Annotated in this window: 19 protein-coding genes; 15 read left to right on the forward strand and 4 right to left on the reverse strand. The window is 41.0% G+C overall.

The features are described from left to right. Window positions 1-19: 19 nt before the first annotated feature. The 4 genes from ACJVDH_RS08015 (at window position 20) to ACJVDH_RS08030 (ending at window position 1,233) form a co-directional block, all read left to right on the forward strand. Entirely contained in the window at window positions 20-178 is a 159-nt protein-coding gene (locus tag ACJVDH_RS08015; RefSeq protein ID WP_443947042.1) for a DUF3606 domain-containing protein, read from the forward strand. Window positions 179-238: 60 nt separating this feature from the next. Beyond that, window positions 239-562: a transposase gene (locus ACJVDH_RS08020; RefSeq protein WP_443947043.1), complete on the forward strand. Its 324-nt coding sequence runs from the start codon at window positions 239-241 to the stop codon at window positions 560-562. 46 nt (window positions 563-608) lie between these two features. Further along, the gene (locus ACJVDH_RS08025) at window positions 609-908 is read left to right on the forward strand and encodes an IS3 family transposase (RefSeq protein WP_443947044.1); all 300 of its coding nucleotides are present in this window, start codon (window positions 609-611) and stop codon (window positions 906-908) included. A 154-nt stretch (window positions 909-1,062) separates the two neighbouring features. Further along, window positions 1,063-1,233 carry a hypothetical protein gene (locus ACJVDH_RS08030; RefSeq protein ID WP_443947611.1) on the forward strand — a complete coding sequence of 57 codons (171 nt, stop codon included), beginning with the start codon at window positions 1,063-1,065 and terminating at the stop codon, window positions 1,231-1,233. 120 nt (window positions 1,234-1,353) lie between these two features. Here the strand turns inward: ACJVDH_RS08030 and ACJVDH_RS08035 are convergent, their stop codons facing one another. From ACJVDH_RS08035 to ACJVDH_RS08050, 4 genes are all read right to left on the reverse strand, one after another. Then, entirely contained in the window at window positions 1,354-1,659 is a 306-nt protein-coding gene (locus ACJVDH_RS08035) for a hypothetical protein (protein ID WP_443947045.1), read from the reverse strand. A 252-nt stretch (window positions 1,660-1,911) separates the two neighbouring features. Next, on the reverse strand, window positions 1,912-2,388 hold the full coding sequence (locus tag ACJVDH_RS08040; RefSeq protein WP_443947046.1) for a hypothetical protein: 477 nt from the start codon (window positions 2,386-2,388) through the stop codon (window positions 1,912-1,914). Next, window positions 2,349-3,674, reverse strand: coding sequence for a UvrD-helicase domain-containing protein (locus ACJVDH_RS08045; RefSeq protein WP_443947047.1), 1,326 nt, complete (start codon window positions 3,672-3,674; stop codon window positions 2,349-2,351). The genes ACJVDH_RS08040 and ACJVDH_RS08045 overlap by 40 nt, the downstream gene beginning before the upstream one ends. Window positions 3,675-3,910: 236 nt before the next feature. Next, window positions 3,911-4,645: a GntR family transcriptional regulator gene (locus ACJVDH_RS08050; protein WP_443947048.1), complete on the reverse strand. Its 735-nt coding sequence runs from the start codon at window positions 4,643-4,645 to the stop codon at window positions 3,911-3,913. 417 nt (window positions 4,646-5,062) lie between these two features. Here ACJVDH_RS08050 and ACJVDH_RS08055 point away from each other — a divergent pair, with 417 nt between their 5' ends. The 11 genes from ACJVDH_RS08055 to ACJVDH_RS08105 all read left to right on the forward strand — a co-directional run bounded on the left by ACJVDH_RS08055 (window position 5,063) and on the right by ACJVDH_RS08105 (window position 20,470). After that, window positions 5,063-6,838, forward strand: a complete 1,776-nt coding sequence (locus tag ACJVDH_RS08055; RefSeq protein WP_443947049.1) for a class I mannose-6-phosphate isomerase — start codon at window positions 5,063-5,065, stop codon at window positions 6,836-6,838. Between the two features lie 6 nt (window positions 6,839-6,844). Continuing rightward, complete coding sequence (locus ACJVDH_RS08060) at window positions 6,845-8,263, forward strand: sugar porter family MFS transporter (protein ID WP_443947050.1); 1,419 nt, start codon at window positions 6,845-6,847, stop codon at window positions 8,261-8,263. A gap of 67 nt (window positions 8,264-8,330) precedes the next feature. After that, window positions 8,331-8,729 (forward strand): hypothetical protein, encoded by a 399-nt coding sequence (locus ACJVDH_RS08065; RefSeq protein WP_443947051.1) that lies wholly within the window; start codon window positions 8,331-8,333, stop codon window positions 8,727-8,729. Between the two features lie 6 nt (window positions 8,730-8,735). Continuing rightward, the gene (locus ACJVDH_RS08070) at window positions 8,736-11,090 is read left to right on the forward strand and encodes a GH92 family glycosyl hydrolase (RefSeq protein ID WP_443947052.1); all 2,355 of its coding nucleotides are present in this window, start codon (window positions 8,736-8,738) and stop codon (window positions 11,088-11,090) included. 417 nt (window positions 11,091-11,507) lie between these two features. Next, window positions 11,508-13,457 carry a glycoside hydrolase family 97 protein gene (locus tag ACJVDH_RS08075; protein ID WP_443947053.1) on the forward strand — a complete coding sequence of 650 codons (1,950 nt, stop codon included), beginning with the start codon at window positions 11,508-11,510 and terminating at the stop codon, window positions 13,455-13,457. A 110-nt stretch (window positions 13,458-13,567) separates the two neighbouring features. Further along, entirely contained in the window at window positions 13,568-15,439 is a 1,872-nt protein-coding gene (locus ACJVDH_RS08080) for a glycoside hydrolase family 97 catalytic domain-containing protein (protein WP_443947054.1), read from the forward strand. Between the two features lie 393 nt (window positions 15,440-15,832). Beyond that, window positions 15,833-16,345 carry a DUF4385 domain-containing protein gene (locus ACJVDH_RS08085; RefSeq protein ID WP_443947055.1) on the forward strand — a complete coding sequence of 171 codons (513 nt, stop codon included), beginning with the start codon at window positions 15,833-15,835 and terminating at the stop codon, window positions 16,343-16,345. Between the two features lie 488 nt (window positions 16,346-16,833). Continuing rightward, on the forward strand, window positions 16,834-17,709 hold the full coding sequence (locus tag ACJVDH_RS08090; protein WP_443947056.1) for an AraC family transcriptional regulator: 876 nt from the start codon (window positions 16,834-16,836) through the stop codon (window positions 17,707-17,709). 308 nt (window positions 17,710-18,017) lie between these two features. Further along, window positions 18,018-18,677, forward strand: a complete 660-nt coding sequence (locus tag ACJVDH_RS08095) for a hypothetical protein (protein ID WP_443947057.1) — start codon at window positions 18,018-18,020, stop codon at window positions 18,675-18,677. Window positions 18,678-18,779: 102 nt separating this feature from the next. Then, on the forward strand, window positions 18,780-19,406 hold the full coding sequence (locus ACJVDH_RS08100) for a DUF2306 domain-containing protein (protein WP_443947058.1): 627 nt from the start codon (window positions 18,780-18,782) through the stop codon (window positions 19,404-19,406). A gap of 266 nt (window positions 19,407-19,672) precedes the next feature. Further along, window positions 19,673-20,470, forward strand: a complete 798-nt coding sequence (locus ACJVDH_RS08105; protein ID WP_443947059.1) for a DUF6597 domain-containing transcriptional factor — start codon at window positions 19,673-19,675, stop codon at window positions 20,468-20,470. Window positions 20,471-20,537: the final 67 nt, after the last annotated feature.

The raw sequence follows: 20,537 nt of genomic DNA on the forward strand, positions 1-20,537 counted from the left end.
TAATAAAAAGAAAAACATTATGGCAAGAGGAACTAAAGTAGAAAGAAACTCGGTGTCCAATCAGAACCACGAGATCGCTTACGAAGCAAATAAGCTTGATGTAAAACCTGGCAAGATCAAGGATGCCAAGTCATCTGCCGGCAACCAGCGTAAGGCAATCGAAAAGAAAGTAAAATAAAGCCAAAGACCCGATCATGCACTGCCCCCAAAAAGTTAGACACTTATTGGGGGCATTTTTATGTTTAAAAGAAAAAAGTACAATTATGAATTTCGGCTTCAATGCGTAGAGGCTGTGCTGGATGGCAAGGGATCAGTAAAATCAATAGCCAAGCAAAAAGGTATAGAACACTCGAATCTTCGATTATGGTTAGGCTTTTATGAAGCTTACGGAAAGCAAGGACTGGAACCCAGGTCGGTGCAGCAATATGCCTCAAGTTTTAAACTATCAGTTTTAAAAGCTATAGACAAGGATTTATTATCTTTACGAGCGGCCTGTGTTCGGTTTAATATACCGAATGAATCAGTTATCAACTTTCCGAACGGCCCGACTTTAAAAGTGTAATGAGCATGATGGACAAAGCGTTAGAAAAAGTAAACATACCCAATCTTTGCTCTTACATTCAGATCAGGGATGGCAGTATCAAATGAAACAATATCAACATCTACTACAACAGCATGGAGTTATTCAAAGCATGTCCAGAAACGGGAATTGCCTGGATAATGCAATAATTGAAAACTTCTTCGGAATACTTAAATCAGAGTTGTTTTATATTAAAAAATACGACTCTATTGATCAACTAAAAAAGGAAATAAAAGAATATATAAACTACTATAATCACGACAGAATAAAACTTAATCTAAAAGGAATGAACCCGATACAATATCGAGCTCATCATTTCAAAAACTAATCTTAAATTCGTCTAAACTTTTGGGTTCAGTCTATCAACGGGGCTTTTTCGCTGACCATGAAAATCGCCATCTATAACATTAACGGCATTAACGGCCGTATTGGCACCTTGCTAAAGTGGCTCATCAAAGCCGGATATCGTCTGCTTCAAGGAAATCAAGTGCGAAGATAAATCCTTTCCCACTGGTAAAATCAAAGATGCAGGCTATAACGCAATCTGGCATGGTCAAAAAGCCTGGAACGGGGTAGCGGTGCTCTCTAAAAAAACAATCAAGGAACTCAGGCGGGATCGATCTGCCAGGGGCAGACGATTACTATACTCATAGCCGTTACCTGGAGGTATTCACCTATGATACCGTTATCGGCTGCATTTACCTGCCATTCGGAAACCCGTTGTCCGGAGGAAAATATGAATTCAAAAAACGTTGGTTTTCAAGATTAATTGATCATGCACAATTTCTCACTCCCATAGCCGAAGCAACGGTATCATTTCCATGCTGAAAAATGATACCTGCGTTAAGGTGATCTTTTGCCGTTTGTACTTTACCTGATTTGATCATACCCAATACAGAAGCACGCCTGATGCTATCTTCCTTGTTTAGCTTATTCCAGTCAATTGAGCCGTTCATCCTGTCCCGCTGGTCAGCTTCAGCCATTTTTCTCAATTCCGGGTCGCTTATGTCTTGGGCTAGCACTTTTGAATTGTTAAACAACAGGTAAACGAGTAAAAATGAAATATAAATAAATTTCATAGTGGTCAGGTATAAAAGCGGAAATGGACCCTTGTTGATTTTAAAATTAAAAGATGGACTTATTCTGCAGGATAAAAAGTTTTGAGTGTATAGTTACGAATATATGATTTTTATGAATAACCTTTAGTCGTTCAATGAAAGTGTTAAATGCCCATCAATGTGTCAAATAAATCCATTCATCCAACAAACGTTTATTCATCAAGTCCCAAGATCAGCAAAGTTAAGGCACAGATCAAATAGGTTGATTTTTTATCAATAGTATAAATCTTCGAGTCCCAGTCTTTTGATTCTCATGCTGATGGCTGTTTTTGAGCGGCCAAAATGAAGGGCGAGATCGCTCAGGCCATAACCGTCGGCAAACATGATGGTGAGTTCATTGTCCAGTTCCACTGTCCAGGATTGATTTTCTGCATTTAGGTGTTTCTCGCTGGATACCGGTTTTATGTTCAAACTTTTTTTCTGATAACCCGATCCGGGATTCGAAGTCTTCGGCTGTTGTTTAGTTGATGCAATCACATATATCTTGGGAGAAGCCGGGAAGTGCTTCGGTAAAAGAAAGTCGGGGATGAAAAGGCCGTTTTTCGCTCTTGTAATGGCAACGTACAAAAGATTGATTTCTTCCATCATCCGGCTAAATTGCCCCGGGCGGGCATTTTTGTCATCCCTGAGCCTCCGGATTTTGTCCTCGGTTACGAAATCGTCTGCCAAAAGCACTGCGTCATATTCCATACCCTTGCAACGGTGGACAGTCGAAAAAATGATTTCAGCCTTTGCTTTCTCATCCTGGTGCACATGTTTTTCTTTGATGGCTTGGTCATGCCTGGAATGCTGTTGCCGTACAGGCGGACCAGTTCGATCATCATCGATAAGCCAGTGTCTGCGGTCTGATCAACATATGTTTCCAGATCTTCCAGATTCCTCATCGATCTGATGATGGGATCCCTGATCTGATCGTGGCTTGCGTTGTATAGGCTCAAAATATCATATAGCGAAGCGCCCTCATCGGCATAAGTGTAGGAGTTGATGTTCCCTTCGAAGTAGATATGTTTGATGTTTTTTCGCTCGGTCACATATTCAATGGCTTTCACCAGCAGTCCAAGGTTTGTGCGCGCGATCACTGCGTTGGTTTTAATTTTTGTTTCCCTCCCTTTTCCAAGGATGGTCATGGGGCGGTGAGGTTCCAATAGGTTTTTAAGCCTTAGTGTTTCCATGGCTAGGTTTGCGATGTCTGGCCCAAAGCGGAAACTCATCGATAGATGGTGAGTTTTGAAATTTACTTTTTGCAGGGAATTTACGGCGTAACGCCAGCCGTAGATTTGTTGATGGGTGTCGCCCACCATGACTTTTGTCGCATTTTGCTTCAAAAAGATGTCGAGCATGGCGGGGGAGGCATCCTGCGCCTCGTCAAACAGGATGTAATCAAAGCGCAGCTGTGGCTGCTGAAGTTGAAATTTCTTTAAATAAAAATCATGGGTGATTTCGATTTCTCCCTTATCCATCTTTCCCAGAAAAATCCTGGTCTGTTTAACAATGTAATCGTAAGTCTTGCCAACAAAAGTTTTGACATCATCATCTTCTAAAAGATCGACATATTTTAAATGTTGAATCTTCGTTTGATCACTGTTACAGAAATAAGCGCTGAGTTTAAGGATATGGTTGGCAATGAGAAGCTGGCTGTGTTGTTCACCTGTACCCGATAACTGAAGGATATGAAGGATTTCATCTGTAGTATAATCCTTGTTTTTGACTCTGTATTTACTCCCCATCACCACATGGCGAAAGGCCAGGGAATGAGCGGTTTCCACAGTCACATTCTGTATGCCTTTGTTTCTGAATTTATCTGCTGCCTCGTTTTTAACGGCTTTGTTAAAAGCCAGGTACAAAATCCGGCTGCCCGGTGGTCTGGTTGCAGCGTATTCAATGATTGTGGTTGTTTTCCCTGAGCCTGCTACAGCGTTTATTTTAATATTACCAGAAGAGTTTATGATATCGTTCTGTTGCTTGGTCAATTCCATCTCTCAAAGGATACTTACTGCTTGCGCTGCTTGTGGTGCAAGGATACGTATTTTAAGCGAATTATTTTCCATGACACTGTCGGTAAATCCGCAATCATTATAAGAATGTGGGGTTATTGTAGACGAGAACATGTGGAAGGTTTAAAAGAACCAAATATACGATGTCGTGTTAACCCTTAATTTTCATGTCTGATCACGTTTCGAGTATCTCAAGTGGGCTGTGCAACATCGACCGGCTAATCTCTTCTGCTTTCCACTGTATAGATGAAACTATCTGCTTTGTAAAATCCGAGGTTATATTCGATTGGCTTTTCATCCACATCATATACAAAACGCTTCCGGAATAAGATAGGGGAGCCTATATCTGTCTCCAGTTTTGCGGCGATGAACTCATCCGCGAGTAAGGCACTGATTTCCTCTTTGGATATCATCGCAACAACCGAATGTTCCTTTTCGAGCATTTCATAAAGGGGTGCTTTGTAATCCTCCTCACCCGTTAGGCCCACACTTGGATGAAAGTAAGATTCAAAATATACGAATGGGCCCTCCGGACGGCCCCTTAAGCGAACCAGTTTCAGCACCTTCTTATCTTCCTTAATCTGAAAAAAACTGGCCAGCCGCTTTTCCGGATAAACCCAGCTTACATGTAATTCAAAATTTCGAATCGGAATTCCCCTGGCGCTCATTTCCTGAGAGAAACTCATCCAGTTTTTGGATTTGGAACTCAGGGATTTCGACTCGGCAACTCTGGTGCCCACGCCTTTTTTGCGGCTCAGCAAACCGTCGTAAACCAGTTTATTGATCGATTGGCGTAAAGTAGTACGTGATATGCCTAATTCTTTTGATAACTCTACTTCATTGGGAAGGAGCTTGCCGACGGCATATTCTGGACTTTCAATTAATTTCCGTAACAATGCTTCTGCCTGTACATGTAATGGCACCTGACTTTTATGGTCTATTGTTAGTTTCATACTTGATGCAATGATATAAAAAAAACACTTAATTACATCATGTACATACAAGCTGTTGTTTCTACGATATAAGCCAAAATTTTGGTTCCATCAGGCAGTCAGGTGCAAAAAATAATCGAACAAAAATTTGGAAGTAATTTCTTAAATAATACATTTGTATATACATATTGAATAATGTACTGTCTAATTAGGTAATTTATTTAATTTTTAAAATTTTCATCATGTGGAGTCAAATGCCCTTTCTGAACACCAGTTATATGAGTTTTAGTGATGATGATGCAACTATGATCACGATTAAAGCATCGTTACCAGGATAAAAAGATCTCACTTCGTATGCCTGGAATTCGTGGATGACCAGGACATTGTATGAACATGGACCAAATTCATAATACAACATACCAGCACCCTTATCCCAATATGTCAATAGAAGATCCGATGCGAAAGACCGAGCAGGAAATTATGCCGGCATTTATTAAAGAAATCAGCAAACCGCAAGGCTACGATATCTACCCGTACTTTGCGCTGGGAGAAAAACAAGTTTTTAATGGTTATGCTGCCCTTGCCGATTACATCACATGGCAAAAAACCGTCGTTGTAGATGGTTATGTGGGAGTATATTGGAATTTATTCATCCGCTCACTTGAGAAAGAGCTTGAATCCAGGAAGTTACGGGTACACATTATAGATACAGCTTCTTTTTTAAAAGATGAGAACCTGATTGATGAAATGACGCTGGACTTTTTAGGCGAGAAGGACGGGGTGTGGGGAAAAAAGACCACCCTGAGCCTGGGTGATTTTTTCGATCTTGAGGCTTTAAAGGCTTCAGAAGTCAATGAAGATTGTGATGTAAATATAGTGATTGGCTGCGGAGCTTCGCTAAGCCAATGGGATGCATCCCTGATTTATGTGGATTTGCCAAAGAATGAGCTGCAGCACCGAATGAGTGCGGGCGCCATCTGCAATTTGGGCAAGTCTGGTCCGCAGGAACCAACTGAAATGTACAAACGTTTTTATTTTGTAGACTGGGTTGTACTTAATAAACACAAAGAGCAGTTAGCAAAAAACGTAGCTGTTTTTGTTGATGCGCAGTGGGAGGAAGACATTAACTGGGGCTATGGTGAGGCGGTTAGAGAAGGGCTTCAGAAAATTTCTTCATCCGTATTTCGTGCAAGGCCGTGGTTTGCCCCGGGCGCCTGGGGTGGGCAGTGGATGAAAAAGCGTATACCCCAACTTGATCAAAAAGAGGTTAATTATGCATGGTCTTTTGAGCTTATTGTTCCGGAAAACGGCCTGGTGTTTGAAAGTGACGGACTGCTTTTAGAGGTCTCTTTCGATCTGCTGATGTTCACCCAATCGGAAAACATACTGGGCAGGCACGCTGAACAATTTGGAAATGAATTTCCGATAAGGTTTGATTTTCTAGACACCTTTGAAGGTGGCAACCTTTCTATCCAATGCCACCCAAGTCTTGAATACATCAAAGAACAGTTTGGAGAAAATATCACTCAGGATGAAACCTACTATATTCTGGATTGCAATGATGAGGCAAGTGTGTACCTGGGCTTTCAGGAAGACATCGATTCGGCTGCTTTTAGAAAAGTACTGGAGGATAGCAACCAAAATGGAGTAGCAATAGAAATTGAGCAATACGTACAGCGTCACAAAGCAGAAAAGCATGATCTGTTTCTGATCCCAAATGGCACCATTCACAGTGCAGGGGCGCAAAATCTGGTGCTTGAAATTAGTGCGACACCCTATATTTTTACCTTTAAGATGTATGATTGGTTGAGGCTAGACCTCAATGGTAAGCCACGGCCAATTAATATCGAACATGCTTTTAAAAATCTGAATTTTTCACGAAAAGGAAGCAAGGTAAAACAAGAACTCATTTCCAAACCGACTGTCCTTTTTGAAAAGGAAGGGTGCACCTGTTATCACCTGCCTACCCACGCCGAGCATTTTTATGACGTACATCGCCTGGACTTTGATTTACACGTCGATGTGAAAACGGACAATGTTTGCCATGTTTTGATGCTTGTTGAAGGTGATTCGGTTACGGTAAGCACTGCCGACGGCTCGACCATGCATTTTCAGTATGCTGAAACTTTTGTGATTCCGGCAGCAGCCGGAAGCTACAGAATGGTGAATAATTCAAAAGAGCAGGCAAAAGTAATAAAAGCTTTTTTAAAATAAATCAGCATGACTATACAGGAAAAATATATCGATATCAAAAAAAGTCGTTCTTACTTGTACCTTGTGAGCCTGGTTGCTGCCCTTGGAGGCTTTTTATTTGGCTTCGATACAGCCGTGATATCCGGTACCATCACTCTGGTTACGAAAGATTTTGGCCTGGATGCGGTTGGCGAAGGATGGTTTGTAAGTTGTGCCCTTCTGGGCTGCATCATCGGGGTAGTCATTTCAGGTAAACTCAGCGATAAATTCGGACGGAAAATTGTCCTTATTCTCTCTGCCTTTCTTTTCCTAACCTCAGCCCTGGGCTGCATGTACGCGGGATCCTTCTCTGCCCTGATTATCTTCAGGCTTATTGGTGGCATCGGAATCGGCGTGGCTTCGATGGTATCACCGCTTTATATTTCGGAGTTTGCGCCTTCGAGGCTGCGGGGAACCATGGTTTCGCTCTACCAGCTGGCCTTAACCATTGGTATTGTTGTGGCCTATTTTACCAATGCTTACCTGGCAAATCACGCCGGCGGGTTGCATTCGAGTGCAGCGTTACAACGAATATTATCTGCAGAAGTATGGCGGGCCATGCTTGGCCTGGGCGCATTTCCGGCCCTTATTTTTCTTTTGGCGCTGTTTGCCGTCCCCGAATCGCCGAAATGGTTACTGACTATGGGTCGTAAAGATTTAGCAGCACGAATATTGGTTAAAATTGACGGTGAAGCAGCGGCAAGGAAAGAACTGGATGCCCTCTCCGGTCAACGAATTTCGGGAAAAGAGGTGTCACTGAAAATACTTTTTAGCCCGGTATTCCGGAAAGCGCTTTGGATTGGTCTTTTGCTTCCTTTTCTCTCTCAGGTCTGTGGCATTAATGCAGTAATTTACTACGGTCCGAGAATCCTGGAACAAGCAGGTTTTACGCTGAATAATGCCTTGGGTGGGCAGGTAACCATTGGCATCGTAAATGTGATTTTTACATTTGTAGCCATTTTTACGGTAGATAAATGGGGGCGTAAACCCCTCCTTTATGTCGGTGTAGGCGGGGCGGTGATTTCGCTTGTCATTATTGGCATGCTATTTCAGTTCGGCGTAACCTCAGGCCCGTGGATCCTCATTTTTATCCTCGCTTTCATCGCCTGTTTTGCTTTTTCCTTCGGGCCGGTATGCTGGGTAATTATCGGAGAGATTTTTCCTAACGGCATTAGGGGCAAGGCCATGTCTTTAGCTACACTAACCCTTTGGGTCGGTAATTTCTTTGTTGGCCAGCTTACCCCGGTGATGCTTCAGGGCATCGGAACTTCCTGGACCTTCTGGATTTTTGCCATCTGTTGTTCTCCGGCACTGCTGCTCACCTGGAAGCTGATCCCGGAAACCAAAGGACGCTCTCTTGAAGAAATCGAAGAACACTGGCAACGAAGCCAGAGTATTCCCAAATAAATAAACATCAAAAGAAACTAACCATATATCAAAAATGCCTGTGGGCATGCTAACCAATCAAAATGTTATGAGACTCAAAATTTACCAATCAAAAAAACTCAAGTGGTGCATCTGCAGGCAGCTGGCATTGGTAGTACTGGTGTTTCTTATGCCAGGTTACCTCTCTGCAAGCCCCTCTGCATTAACTTTCAATACCACAGAAACCAGGATCAACCCGGCTTGGTATGTCTGGGGCTCTCAAGCCATGATCAGACTTTATGAAGCCGAAAAAAATGAAGCCTGGCTGGTATATGCCAAAGAAAATGTCAACCGGCTGGATATTGCCAATCGAAATTCAACTACATTGGGCTATTGTTTTTTTCCAGGCTTTAATGGCCAGAACCGTTCTACAGAAATGGAAATTGTAGATCAGGCCTGGATGCAAAGACTACAAGCAATGCGATCAAAATTTAATAACAGATCCTAAATTTTTATGAAAACAGGCCTTAAATCGCTAACCGTTCTCCTGGTTTTAATTTTTTTTTATGCTATTTCCTATGCACAGGATGTGCTGAAATTTGTGAATCCTAATATCGGTACCGCACACAGCAGGTGGTTTTTTTACACCCCCGCAGCAGTACCTTATGGAATGGCAAAACTTGCACCGTCTACCAATGGCAGTTATGGAAACCTGCAGGGATGGGAGGCGGTTGGTTATGATACCCGGCACACGTCAATAGAGGGCTTTGTGCATTTTCATGAGTGGCAGGTTGGCGGGATCAGCTTTATGCCAACAGCGGGTAGACTCAAAACCGTTCCCGGAGCACTTGAAAGGCCCGGAAGCGGTTATCGTTCAGGTTTTTCGAGGGAAAATGAAATGGCAGCACCAGGGTACTATTCAGTAATTTTGAACGATTTTAAAATTCAAGCAGAACTCACGGCTACAAAGCGCGTTGGGTTTCATCGGTATACCTTTCCGAAATCAGACAGTTCAAGAATCATCCTGTCGATAGGGAATGTTCAGGGCGAAAGCGGACCGGTAACCGACGCCCTGGTAGAAATGATTGATGATACACATTTTCAAGGCTATGTGATTACCTATCCTAAATATGTTAAAACCTATGATGAGGGCGGGCGCGTTGCCATGTACTTTTTTGGGGAACTCAATAAAAAGCCACTTAAGGTGGGCGCTTTAGCTAAAGAGACCGCAAAAGAGAATCAAAGATCATCGAAAGGAATCGGTGCAGGTTTATATTTAGGCTATAAAACTGCAGAAAAGGAAAGTATCGAAATCAAGGTTGGCCTCTCTTATACCTCCGTTGCCAATGCAAAGCTTAACCTGAAAACTGAAGCCGAACACCTGGCCTTTGCTACGGCAAAAGCGGCCGCTCAGCGCGAATGGAGTATTGCACTGAATAAACTCAAGGTATCAACCAAAAATGTTGCGGCCAAAACAAAATTTTATACCGGCCTTTATCATGCGCTTCTGGGGCGGGGAATCGCCAGCGATGTGAATGGAAATTTTCCAAGACACGATGGTACCATCGGTCAGCTGCCTAAAGATGCAAAGGGGAAATTCAGCTACAATTTCATGAATACTGATGCCATATGGGGAGGTTTCTGGAACCTTACGCAACTATGGGCACTTTCTTATCCTACCCATTACAGTGATTTTGTGCACACCCAGCTGGAAATTTATAAAGAACGTGGCTGGTTTGGTGATGGAATAGCCAACAGCAATTTTGTTTCCGGCGTGGGCACCAATTTCGTGGGCCTGGCTATCGCTGGGGCTTATCAGTCTGGCATTCGTGATTATGATTTGAATTTAGCTTATGAAGCCGTAAAGCGAAATGAACTGGGTTATCAAAACCGGCTAGTAGGTTCGGGTAAAATGGATACCAAAAGTTTTATAACGAAAGGTTACGTACCCTATTTAGATGCCGACAGAACAGATTCGACCGGGTCTCATTTTTCCGGTTCGCATACGCTTGAATACAGTTACAGCGCCTTTGCTGCAGCACAATTTGCCAAGAGGTTGGGTAAAACAGCAGATTATCAGAAAATGATCCAACTGTCAGATGGCTGGAAAAATATATTCGATAAAACGTTAAAGCTTGTGCGTCCTAAAATGGAAGACGGCACGTTTATCAACAAATTTGACCCTTTAGAAGCGTGGCGGGGCTTTCAGGAAGGCAATGCGACACAATATACTTTTTATGTGCCGCAAAACCCTAAATCTTTAATCAATGAGATTGGAGAAAAAATCTTTAACAACAGGTTGAATGAAATTTTCGAAACCTCCAGAAAAAATGCTTTTGGTGGCGGCAAAACCATAGATGCATTTGCTGGCATACAGTCCCTTTACAATCATGGCAATCAACCCAACCTGCACATCAGCTGGTTATTTAACTATTCCTCAGCCCCGTGGCTGACTCAAAAGTGGACGAGGGCCATATGTGATGAGTTCTACGGTACTGAAAGTGTTCATGGGTACGGATATGGTCAGGACGAAGACCAGGGCCAGTTGGGCTCCTGGTATGTGATGTCGTCCCTCGGGCTCTTCGACGTAAAGGGGATGACAGATTTTAGGCCTACCATCCAGATCGGAAGTCCCGCTTTCAGCGAATCAGTCATCATACTCGGTAATGGAAAATCGCTGACTATAAAAGCCGATAACAATTCAAAAGACAATGTTTACATTCAATCAGCTTCCTGGAATGGAAAGGCCCTTCATCAGGCGTGGTTGTATCGGGATCAACTCATGCAGGGCGGGACACTTATCCTGAAAATGGGCCGTCTACCCAATAAGAAATGGGGTGTGAAAGTTCCACCACCATCAGTTCAGTAGTTCAAGCTATTTTGGTATTGATGAAGAAACCCTCTATAGTCTGTTTTTGCTTGACAGTAAGGCTTTGCCGAAAATACGGCTACAAAACGGAGACCAACCGTCAGGTAAACAGGCTAATCTCGGGGATGTTCCAGTGCCGGTGTGAAAGGCAAAAATTGCCCTTTTATCGTTTTTCCGGCATGTTCGCTGTCGCTAATGTGTTGACTATGTACCAAGATGCGCAGAAAAGAAATAGTCAACACCTGAATCATTTACTGTATGCATGTTGATATAGACCGATATCATATTGACCGACCGTTTATCTAACCTGCATGGTCAATACCGTTGCTACCATTGCAATAAATATAATACATTAAAATCATTCATTAATGCTCAATTTAGAGCTTTATTGAAAAGCTATCGTAATTCAAGATCTTTATGAAAAAAATCTTTTTCCTATCATTTTTACTCCTGTCGGTGATCATTGCGAAAGGAACGGAGTTAAATTCTCCTAACGGATTGATCAAGGTTAAAATTGACCTGTCTGACCGGATTTATTATAGCGTCTACGCTCAGGGCGTCCCACTTCTTGAACAGTGCCATCTGGGCATCGATATCAATGGTTTATCAACTGATAAAAATTTAAAGGTCGGAAGTATTAAACGGTCCCGGATATCGGGAGAGCTGGTACCAGTGACGCCTATGAAATTTTCAAAAATTGCAGCACTCTGCAATCAAATAGTATTAAATTTTAAAAATGGTTTTTCTGTGGAGTTTCGTGCCTATAATGAGGGAATTGCCTATCGGATCATGACAAGTGTGCCTGGCGACAAAAACGGCAATGTGAAAATAATAGGTGAGGATGCAACATTGAAATTACAGGAAGACTATCTCCTGCATTTGCAGCCCGCAAAAGATTTCACTTCCAATTATGAAACCGGTTACATCCATCTTGATGCTAAGAGATGGAGGCTTACTGATCAGATGGCTACGCTACCTGCACTCATAGATACCAGAAAAGGCTATAAATTGCTCTTCGCCGAGACTGATCTATCAGATTATCCGTGTATGTTTTTAAAAGCATGTCGTGATGGGGTAAGTTCAACCTTTTCGAAGGTAGCGGAAGAAGAAAGACAAGAGGGGGATAGATTTGTCCGTATCACTAAAGAAGCCGATTACATCGCCCAAACAAAAGGTAAAAGGACATATCCATGGAGATACCTGATTATTTCTAAAGACGATAAGGAACTATTGGAAAGTACCCTCCCTGTCAAACTTGCGCCAAAGTCCGCATTGAAAGATACAGACTGGATAAAGCCCGGACAAGTAAGCTGGGAGTGGTGGAATGCTGCATCCCCATATGGCCCTGATGTTAATTTCGTCGCAGGATTCAATCTGGAAACTTACAAGTATTTTATCGACTTTGCATCGAAAAATAAAGTTCCATATATCATAATGGATGAGGGTTGGGCCGAAAGCGTACATGATCCGTATACCCCGAATAAAAAAGTGGACCTTCATGAACTCATTCGGTATGGCAAGGAGAAAAAAGTGGATATCATTTTGTGGCTAACGTGGCTTACCGTGGAAAAAAACATGGACCTGTTCAGGAAATTTGCGGAATGGGGAATAAAGGGGGTAAAAATCGATTTTATGGATAGAAATGATCAGTGGATGGTAAATTACTACGAACGTGTTGCAAAGGAAGCTGCAAAATACAAGATAATGGTAGATTTTCATGGATCTTTCACTCCTAAAGGTTTGGAACACAAGTACCCGAACGTGATTTCGTATGAAGGAGTAAGGGGACTGGAGCAGATGGAGGGTTGTCAGCCCGATAACACGATCTTCCTGCCCTTTATGAGAAATGTCGTTGGTCCGATGGATTTTACACCAGGGGCAATGATCAATATGCAACCCGATGTCTATGGAGGAAAGCGTCCGAATGCTGCAAGTGTAGGTACACGGGCATACCAACTTGCACTTTTTGTCCTTTTTGAGAGTGGCGTGCAGATGCTGTGTGACAATCCAACATTATACTATAAAAACCAGGACTGTACGGATTTCATTACCCAAGTACCAGTTACATGGGATGAAACCAGAGCCTTGTATGCAGTAGTAGGTGAGGTTGCAGTGGTAGCAAAAAGAAAAGGGAATAAATGGTTTATCGGTGGAATCACAAATGGCACAGGGAGACAGCTTAGCCTGGATTTGAGCTTTTTACCTAAAGGCAAATCTTATCAGCTTATTTCTTTTTCAGATGGAATAAATGCCAGTCGCCAGGCAATGGATTTTAAAAAGAGCGCACAAACAGTACAATCAGGCGCTGCCATCCCCGTTAAACTGAGCAGGAACGGCGGGTATGCGGCAATCATCACTGAGTTATAAAGACCTTTGAGATGGTGCATAACGTTATTCCAAGGAATGCCATCACTGACCAAAGAATCTTCTGTCGCTAATTTCCCTAGATCAATACACACGGCAAGACTTGAATTTTTATGAAAAACAAACTGGTAATTCTTTTCTTTTTATTTATTTCGATATCGCTTCGTACTGAAGCCGCTCCTACGTCAGGTAAGAGTAATCCGGGATTTGTGCTATTCCCGCTGGAGATAGCATCGCCAAATGGCAAATTGAATTTTAACTTGGCCTACAGTTCGATTGATGGTCTTGTTTATTCCTTTTCGGCTAATTCAAGGATACTGATAAAAAAATCGAAACTCGGATTGACCGGTATAGGAAAAGGGCTTCCGGTTAAAGCGTTGCGGCGGTCCGTCAATGCTGTTTGGCAACCGGTCTGGGGAAAAAGAAAGATAGTACCGGAGGTATATAATGAGCTAACACTGGATTTCAATTCCTATAAACTCGTCGTACGAGCATATAACGACGGAATAGCTTTCAGGTACAACTTCACCAAAGAGCAAGCACCCGAAGAACTGACGCAGTTCAACTTTAACGGGGATTACACCGCTTGGTACTACAATGGCGAAAATGCCAATATTGGACCTGAAAAACTATCTGACTGCAACGATAAACGCTTGCCTGTTATGACAATCAAGGTTGACGATAATAATTATCTGGCTATTCATGAGGCCAGCTTGTCGTATGGTGAACCACTGATATTAAATTTTGAAAAAAAGCAAACCATATTTACGATAGCATCCAAACCCAATGACGCCTGGAAAGTCATTATGTATGGAACTACACCTGGAGAAATGGTTGATTCCCACCTTCTGGAACTATTAAATCCACCTCCATCAAAAAATATGGATTTCTCATGGGTGAAGCCTGGTGTCGCCGTTTGGGACTGGCGGATTGCGGGTGCACAGGTCGATGATTTTAAATATGAAATGTCACTTCCTTCATGGAAAAGAATGGTGGATTTTGCAACTGAGAATAACATTCGATATCTGGCGCTTGATGCTGACTGGTATGGTCCGGAATTCGGCCCAAACTCTGATCCCATAAAAGGGGGAAAGGTAGTACAGGTGCACCAAATTATAAAATATGCCGAAACTAAGAATGTTGGGATCTGGCTATACCTCAATGATGTCGGGGGGCGGAGGTTTCCTATAGACTCAACTCTAAAGCAATATAGCGATTGGGGAGCGGCCGGCATCAAATATGGATTCATGTCGGGAAGCCCTGCAGAAAAGAACGAACGTACACGAATGATTACTGAACTGTGCGCCAGATACCACCTTCTATGTGATTTCCATGATGGTCCGGTACACCCCTATGGACAGATGCGAACGTATCCAAATGCCGTCACAAGAGAGTATTGTCAGGCACAATTGGATGGCAGCACAGTTCTTGAACCCAAAACATTTGTTACTTCGGTATTTGTAAACATGCTCGCCGGTCCACTTGATATGAATAATGGACTCGCAGACCTGACTCAAGCCGGCAGGCTTCACGGTCCAGCCTATGCTACCAATACAACATTATGCGGTGAGGCAGCGCGTACCCTAATTACCTTTTCAGGGGTAACCGTTATTCCGGATATTCCGGAGAATTACAGGAAACATCCTGAAATCCTTCAATTTATCGCATCACAAAAAATGCCTTGGCTGGAAAGTAAAACCATTAAAGGCGAAATAGGCGAGTTCATCGTGATGGCCCGACAGGCCAGTGATGAAACATGGCTTATCGGGGCAGCGACAAATGAAAATTCACGGAAAGTGGATATTCCTCTTACTTTTTTGAAGAAAGGCAGGTATAAATCCTTGGTGATCCAGGACGGTCCTACTGCGAGCTATAAGAATGCTAATGAGGACTTCAATGTACTGCGTAAAGATGTGGATTCAACAGATATTTTACAGGTGGAGCTTGCGCCTGGTGGAGGAGCCTGCATTCTGATTAAGCAATAAAAGCTTCATTGAATCTTAAAGGTATATATCGTCAGGTTTAGTTTAAGAATTCCTTTCAATTGGAAGTATCTATCCATTCTTCGAATTTATCCTGATAATAAGACAAAACACGCTGGGTGAAGGCTTCCCCTTTACCCATAATTCAGCCGTTTTTTTTCATACCGTATTCATCAAAAATCAGATCACGTACGATACTTAAAATCACCTGTTTATTCTTTACTTTATAAATAAAACAAATTTTGCTATTAATTTTAGTGGAAAAAAATAAAATTTGCCCAAATTTTATATTCCATATTTAAATGAGCCTAAAATATAGGCTTTCCAAACTATTTTCACCGTATTGCTACATCAATCTTAAGTTTATCCGGTCATCAAACCACAAGTGCGATAAAGTTGTTAATCAAGAAATCACTTGACATGCCCAATAATCAAAAACCATCCTACCTAGATTTTGAAATCAAATCTTATCCCTGGAAACCAGATATTGATTACCGAAAACACCCGGAAAAATACCAAGTAGGAAAGGGGGAGCAGGGCGTACTCATTTGCCAGCCTTATAAATCAGAAATTGGTCCCCATTGGCGGTTCAAAAATCCTGATATCGCAAAAAATAGCGCACATGCTATCTATAACATGTTCCTCCACTACTTGAAAAACAACGAATTCCCTGGCGCAGACCTGGCCAGAAAATACCTGCAAATGGGATATACCCGCGCTAGAAGATATGCCAATTACAAAGGCGGCAAAAAATACGACGCCGAAAACGAATATAAAACAATGGACAGAGGTACAGGAACTCAGGAGAAAGCCGAGTCCGCCAGCATCTTTTATGAGTACTATAAAAAAGCTGAAAGCAATGAAAGTTACGCTACAAAGAAAAAGGCCTGGAAAAAGGAAAAAGGCTAAGCTCCATTTTGTCCTATAGTATTTTGTCCAGCAGTATTAATCTGTCTGGAATAATCATAACGCAGCTGCTCATAAGCTGAAGCTAACTTACCACCAGACAGCCTCTTATCCTCAATGTTGAGCGGAATAAAATACTCAAACACCAAATTTTGATAATACAGCTGAAAAATGTGGCTCAGCAAGAAACCGTCAGCATTCCTTTCCTTGAAAAAAATGCATGAACACCAGTATTTCTTGAGAAGGTATATTCTTGGATTCTTTTAAATCAAATCAGAAAAGATGGATTGTTCGAACAAAGAAGAGTGGATTTGATGTCAAAACATACAGAAAGAGATTTCTGCGTTGCTTGAAACACCAGCTCAAGTTACACAGCTTATTGCCGCAGATCATCAAGGTCACTGTCGGATAGCTAATGAAGAAACCAACATTAACAATGTATCTTTGCTTATTTATATATTCGCGTTCAAATATGTGTAGAGTACTTCTAAATGAAGACGTTTAAATTTTCAAAAAATAAATATGGCGTAGAGCTACTTATAGACATTGGCAGCTATAAGGACATTCCTAATTATTTTTTTGAAAGCGAGCTTCACCGTACAGACTTTTATGAGCTTGTATTTTTTTCAAAAGGAAACGGCTATTTAGAGCTGGATCAGCAAAGAATTGAAATTTCCACAAATACAATTATTTTTATTTCCCCATTTCAAAAAAGAAAATGGTTTTTAAATAAAACCGAGGTAGAATCCCATTTCTTGTTTTTTCAGGACAGCTTCCTGTCCAACTACTTTTCAGACAGGCTTTTTTCTTACAAATTGCAGTTCTTCTACAATAAGAATAAACCGCTTTTTTTAAAGCTAAACAACAGCTTCTTTTCAAAGTTGATGGGTATAATTCAGGAGTTACTAAGCGAAATAAAAGCATATAGATCGGATAGTGACCATATTATAAGATCCTTACTATACTTTATATTGATCAAATTGAACAGGGCTTATGCGGAGCGTTATATCTTATCCTCAGAGACAGAAAGCAACAGCATCGCATTCTTGTTCAAAGAGATTTTACAAAATGACGTCAATAGGGTAAAAAATGTTCAATATTATGCGCAACAACTAGGAATCAGCAGGATAACCCTTAACAAATGCATCAAACAGCAGTTCGGAGTAACCGTCTCTGCAATGATCGATGAATCTATCGTATTTGAAATCAAATCTTTGCTTGCTTATACTACGCTAAACATAAACGAAATCTCCTATCGGCTTCAGTTCTCTCAAGCCAATCATATGACCCGTTTTTTTAAGGTTCATACCGGAATTTCACCCAAACAGTTTAGAAATGATTATCAAATTGGTAGTTCTATTATCTAATAGGTAATTATAATTTTCTGGTATGTGATATTTTTGTATAACAATGATTTTAGTTAAAAACAGTAGACGTCTATTAACTGTAACAATATGAAAATAAGGCTTTACCGGTCAAAAACAACTTAAAAGACTCATTTCTGCCAGACATGGGTAGTAGTAAGCCTAGCATTGGTTAGTCTAAAATTTTAAAAAATAAACATCTACTTGATCTTTTGAAGCAGGTTGTAATCTGGATTATAAAATTTCAAGTGTTTCATTAACATGACTGAAAACTAAATTTACAACAAATTACTATTAATATTTCAATAACAATGATTATCAGATTTGTATACTTACTTAGTTTGTTGTGGTTACCCTATTCATTAATTGGGCAAACGCACCAAACTATAGATCTTGTCAAACTTTACAAAAGTGCAAAGCCTGTTGTTGTGAATAGAATGGCCGAAATTGTTTCAGACAGTGAAGGAGCCTACCTAAAGGTGTCGGAAAGTAGAATGGAAGGAATTGTATGGCTGCCGTTTGAGGGTTTTAAATGTGGTACAATTGAAATAAAGATGCGTGGAAAGGACGTTTTTCAAAGGAGTTTTATCGGGATTGCATTTCAAGGAATAAATGATTCTGTATACGATGCTGTTTATTGCCGGCCCTTTAATTTTTTTGCAATTGATTCTGCCAGGCGGGCCCACGCCGTGCAGTATATTTCGCACCCCAATTTCACTTGGGATAAGTTACGAAAGGAAAGAAATGGAGTTTTTGAGAAAGAAATCATTAATCCACCCAACCCTAATGAATGGTTCACCCTGAAACTTATCATTACCGACAAAAATGTTAAAGCATATATCAATAATGCATCCCAGGCTTCGCTTATAGTTAAAACACTATCTGATCGAATTTCAGGAAAAATAGGTTTTTTCACAGCAGACAGTAGCGGAGGGGATTTTAAAACAATCTCGATAAATAAGATGGACTAGCTCCCGAACGCAACCTTGAATAGATCTGATTTACATATCTTCAACTATTGCTCCGATGTGTATGCATTGTTAAAATAATGTGTCCTGAACTGGTAGATTAAAATGAATAAAAGAATTCTGCGGGTCTTATTTGGCCTTTTCTCAATTATTATTGGCCTGTATCCACTTAAGTATTTGTTAGCAAATGGAAAAACAGGGATAATAAGTGGTAAACCGCTATGGCTGTTGACAAACACTATATGGTTTATTACTTTTTATACGCATATTGTTTTTGGAGGGATTACCTTGTTAGTGGGTTGGATCCAATTTAGTTCAAAACTTAGGATCAGCAACATCAAATCACACAGATTGATTGGAAAGATATATGTTGCTTCTGCTTTACTCAGTTCAATTTCCGGTTTCTACATCTCGCTTTATGCGGATGGGGGCTTATGGACTTCATTAGGGTTTAGCTTGTTAAGTATAATCTGGTTTTTAACTACCTTGATAGCATACACCACTGCCAGAAATAAACAAATTGATAAACATCGATTATGGGCGATTTATAGTTATTCGGTCTGCTTTGCTGCTGTAACATTAAGAATTTGGCTCCCAATTTTAATATTAGCTACAGGTAACTACAGCATAGCTTACCAGATTGTAGCCTGGTTATCCTGGCTGCCAAATCTGTTGGTTGCCTATTTTATCGCGACAAAATCTACACGTAAAATAACACCTTCAAATAGTTGAATCTACAACGAATAGCAGTTTCTGTCAGGCTTGATAAAGCCAGCAATAATAATTAACGTATTATGCAAAAAATAAATAGGATATAAACATATATATCATCATATGTTTATGCTAAAGATCAGGTCTATATTTGTAGTACAAACGGGGTTGAAGCGACTAAGGTAACGGAAAATCTTAAACCAATACACAAAATACAATAATGATTGACCATATTTCGCCGGTAGGTTTTTAAAAATTGATTTTTTTATTTTTGAAAAAAAACGCTCATGAAATTTATTAGGGTGATTCCGGACGAACAACTTTCCGGATTGATCGAATGTTACTGGATGATGGAGGATGATAACGCCATTCCAAGGATTGAGAAAATTGTTCCTGATGGCTTTACCGAAATTATTTTCAATTATGGTGGGGTATACCAGGCCAATATTCAAGGAAGTTGGCAGGTTCAGATGCCCAACCTCCTTGCCGGTCAGATTAATAGTTTTTTTCACCTCAAGAATATGGCGGCGACTGCATCATTTGCCATTAAATTCAAGCCTGCAGCGATCACTCAGCTTTTCGGCATTGACATGGCCATTTACGTGGATAAGATTGTTAATCTGGATACTATTCCCAATCTAAGGCTCGCAGAACTTAGTAATGTACTTCTTCCCTTTAAAGATCAGCAACAGATTATTTGTCAACTAAACAGTCATTTTTTGTTGCTCAAAGAAAATGCTACTTCTAATCCTTTGGAAAGTGAGCTAGCACTTATTTTTGCGTCAAATGGATCGGTATCAGTACGTGAGCTTTGCAATGCTGGTGGTAAAAATGAGCGCCAGTTACAGCGGCTTTTCAAACGATATGTAGGACTCTCTCCAAAATATTATGCACGAATTATCCGCTTCAATTACATTTTTGAATTGATAAAAAAAGGAGAAATGAGTTGGGCTGCAATCGTTTACCGTTCGGGTTATTACGACCAATCTCATTTCATCCGTGATTTTAAATGCTTCACTGGAGAAGACCCCTCTAGCTACGAATTTGACCATTCCAATATGGCCAATTTCTTTTTGAATAAATAGCTCGGCCGTGACTGTCGGTTTTGTACAAGATAGAAAGCCTATTTGCTCATAGCTTTGCTAAAAATAT

The organism is Pedobacter terrestris, assembly GCF_052343045.1.
GTDB lineage: Bacteria > Bacteroidota > Bacteroidia > Sphingobacteriales > Sphingobacteriaceae > Pedobacter.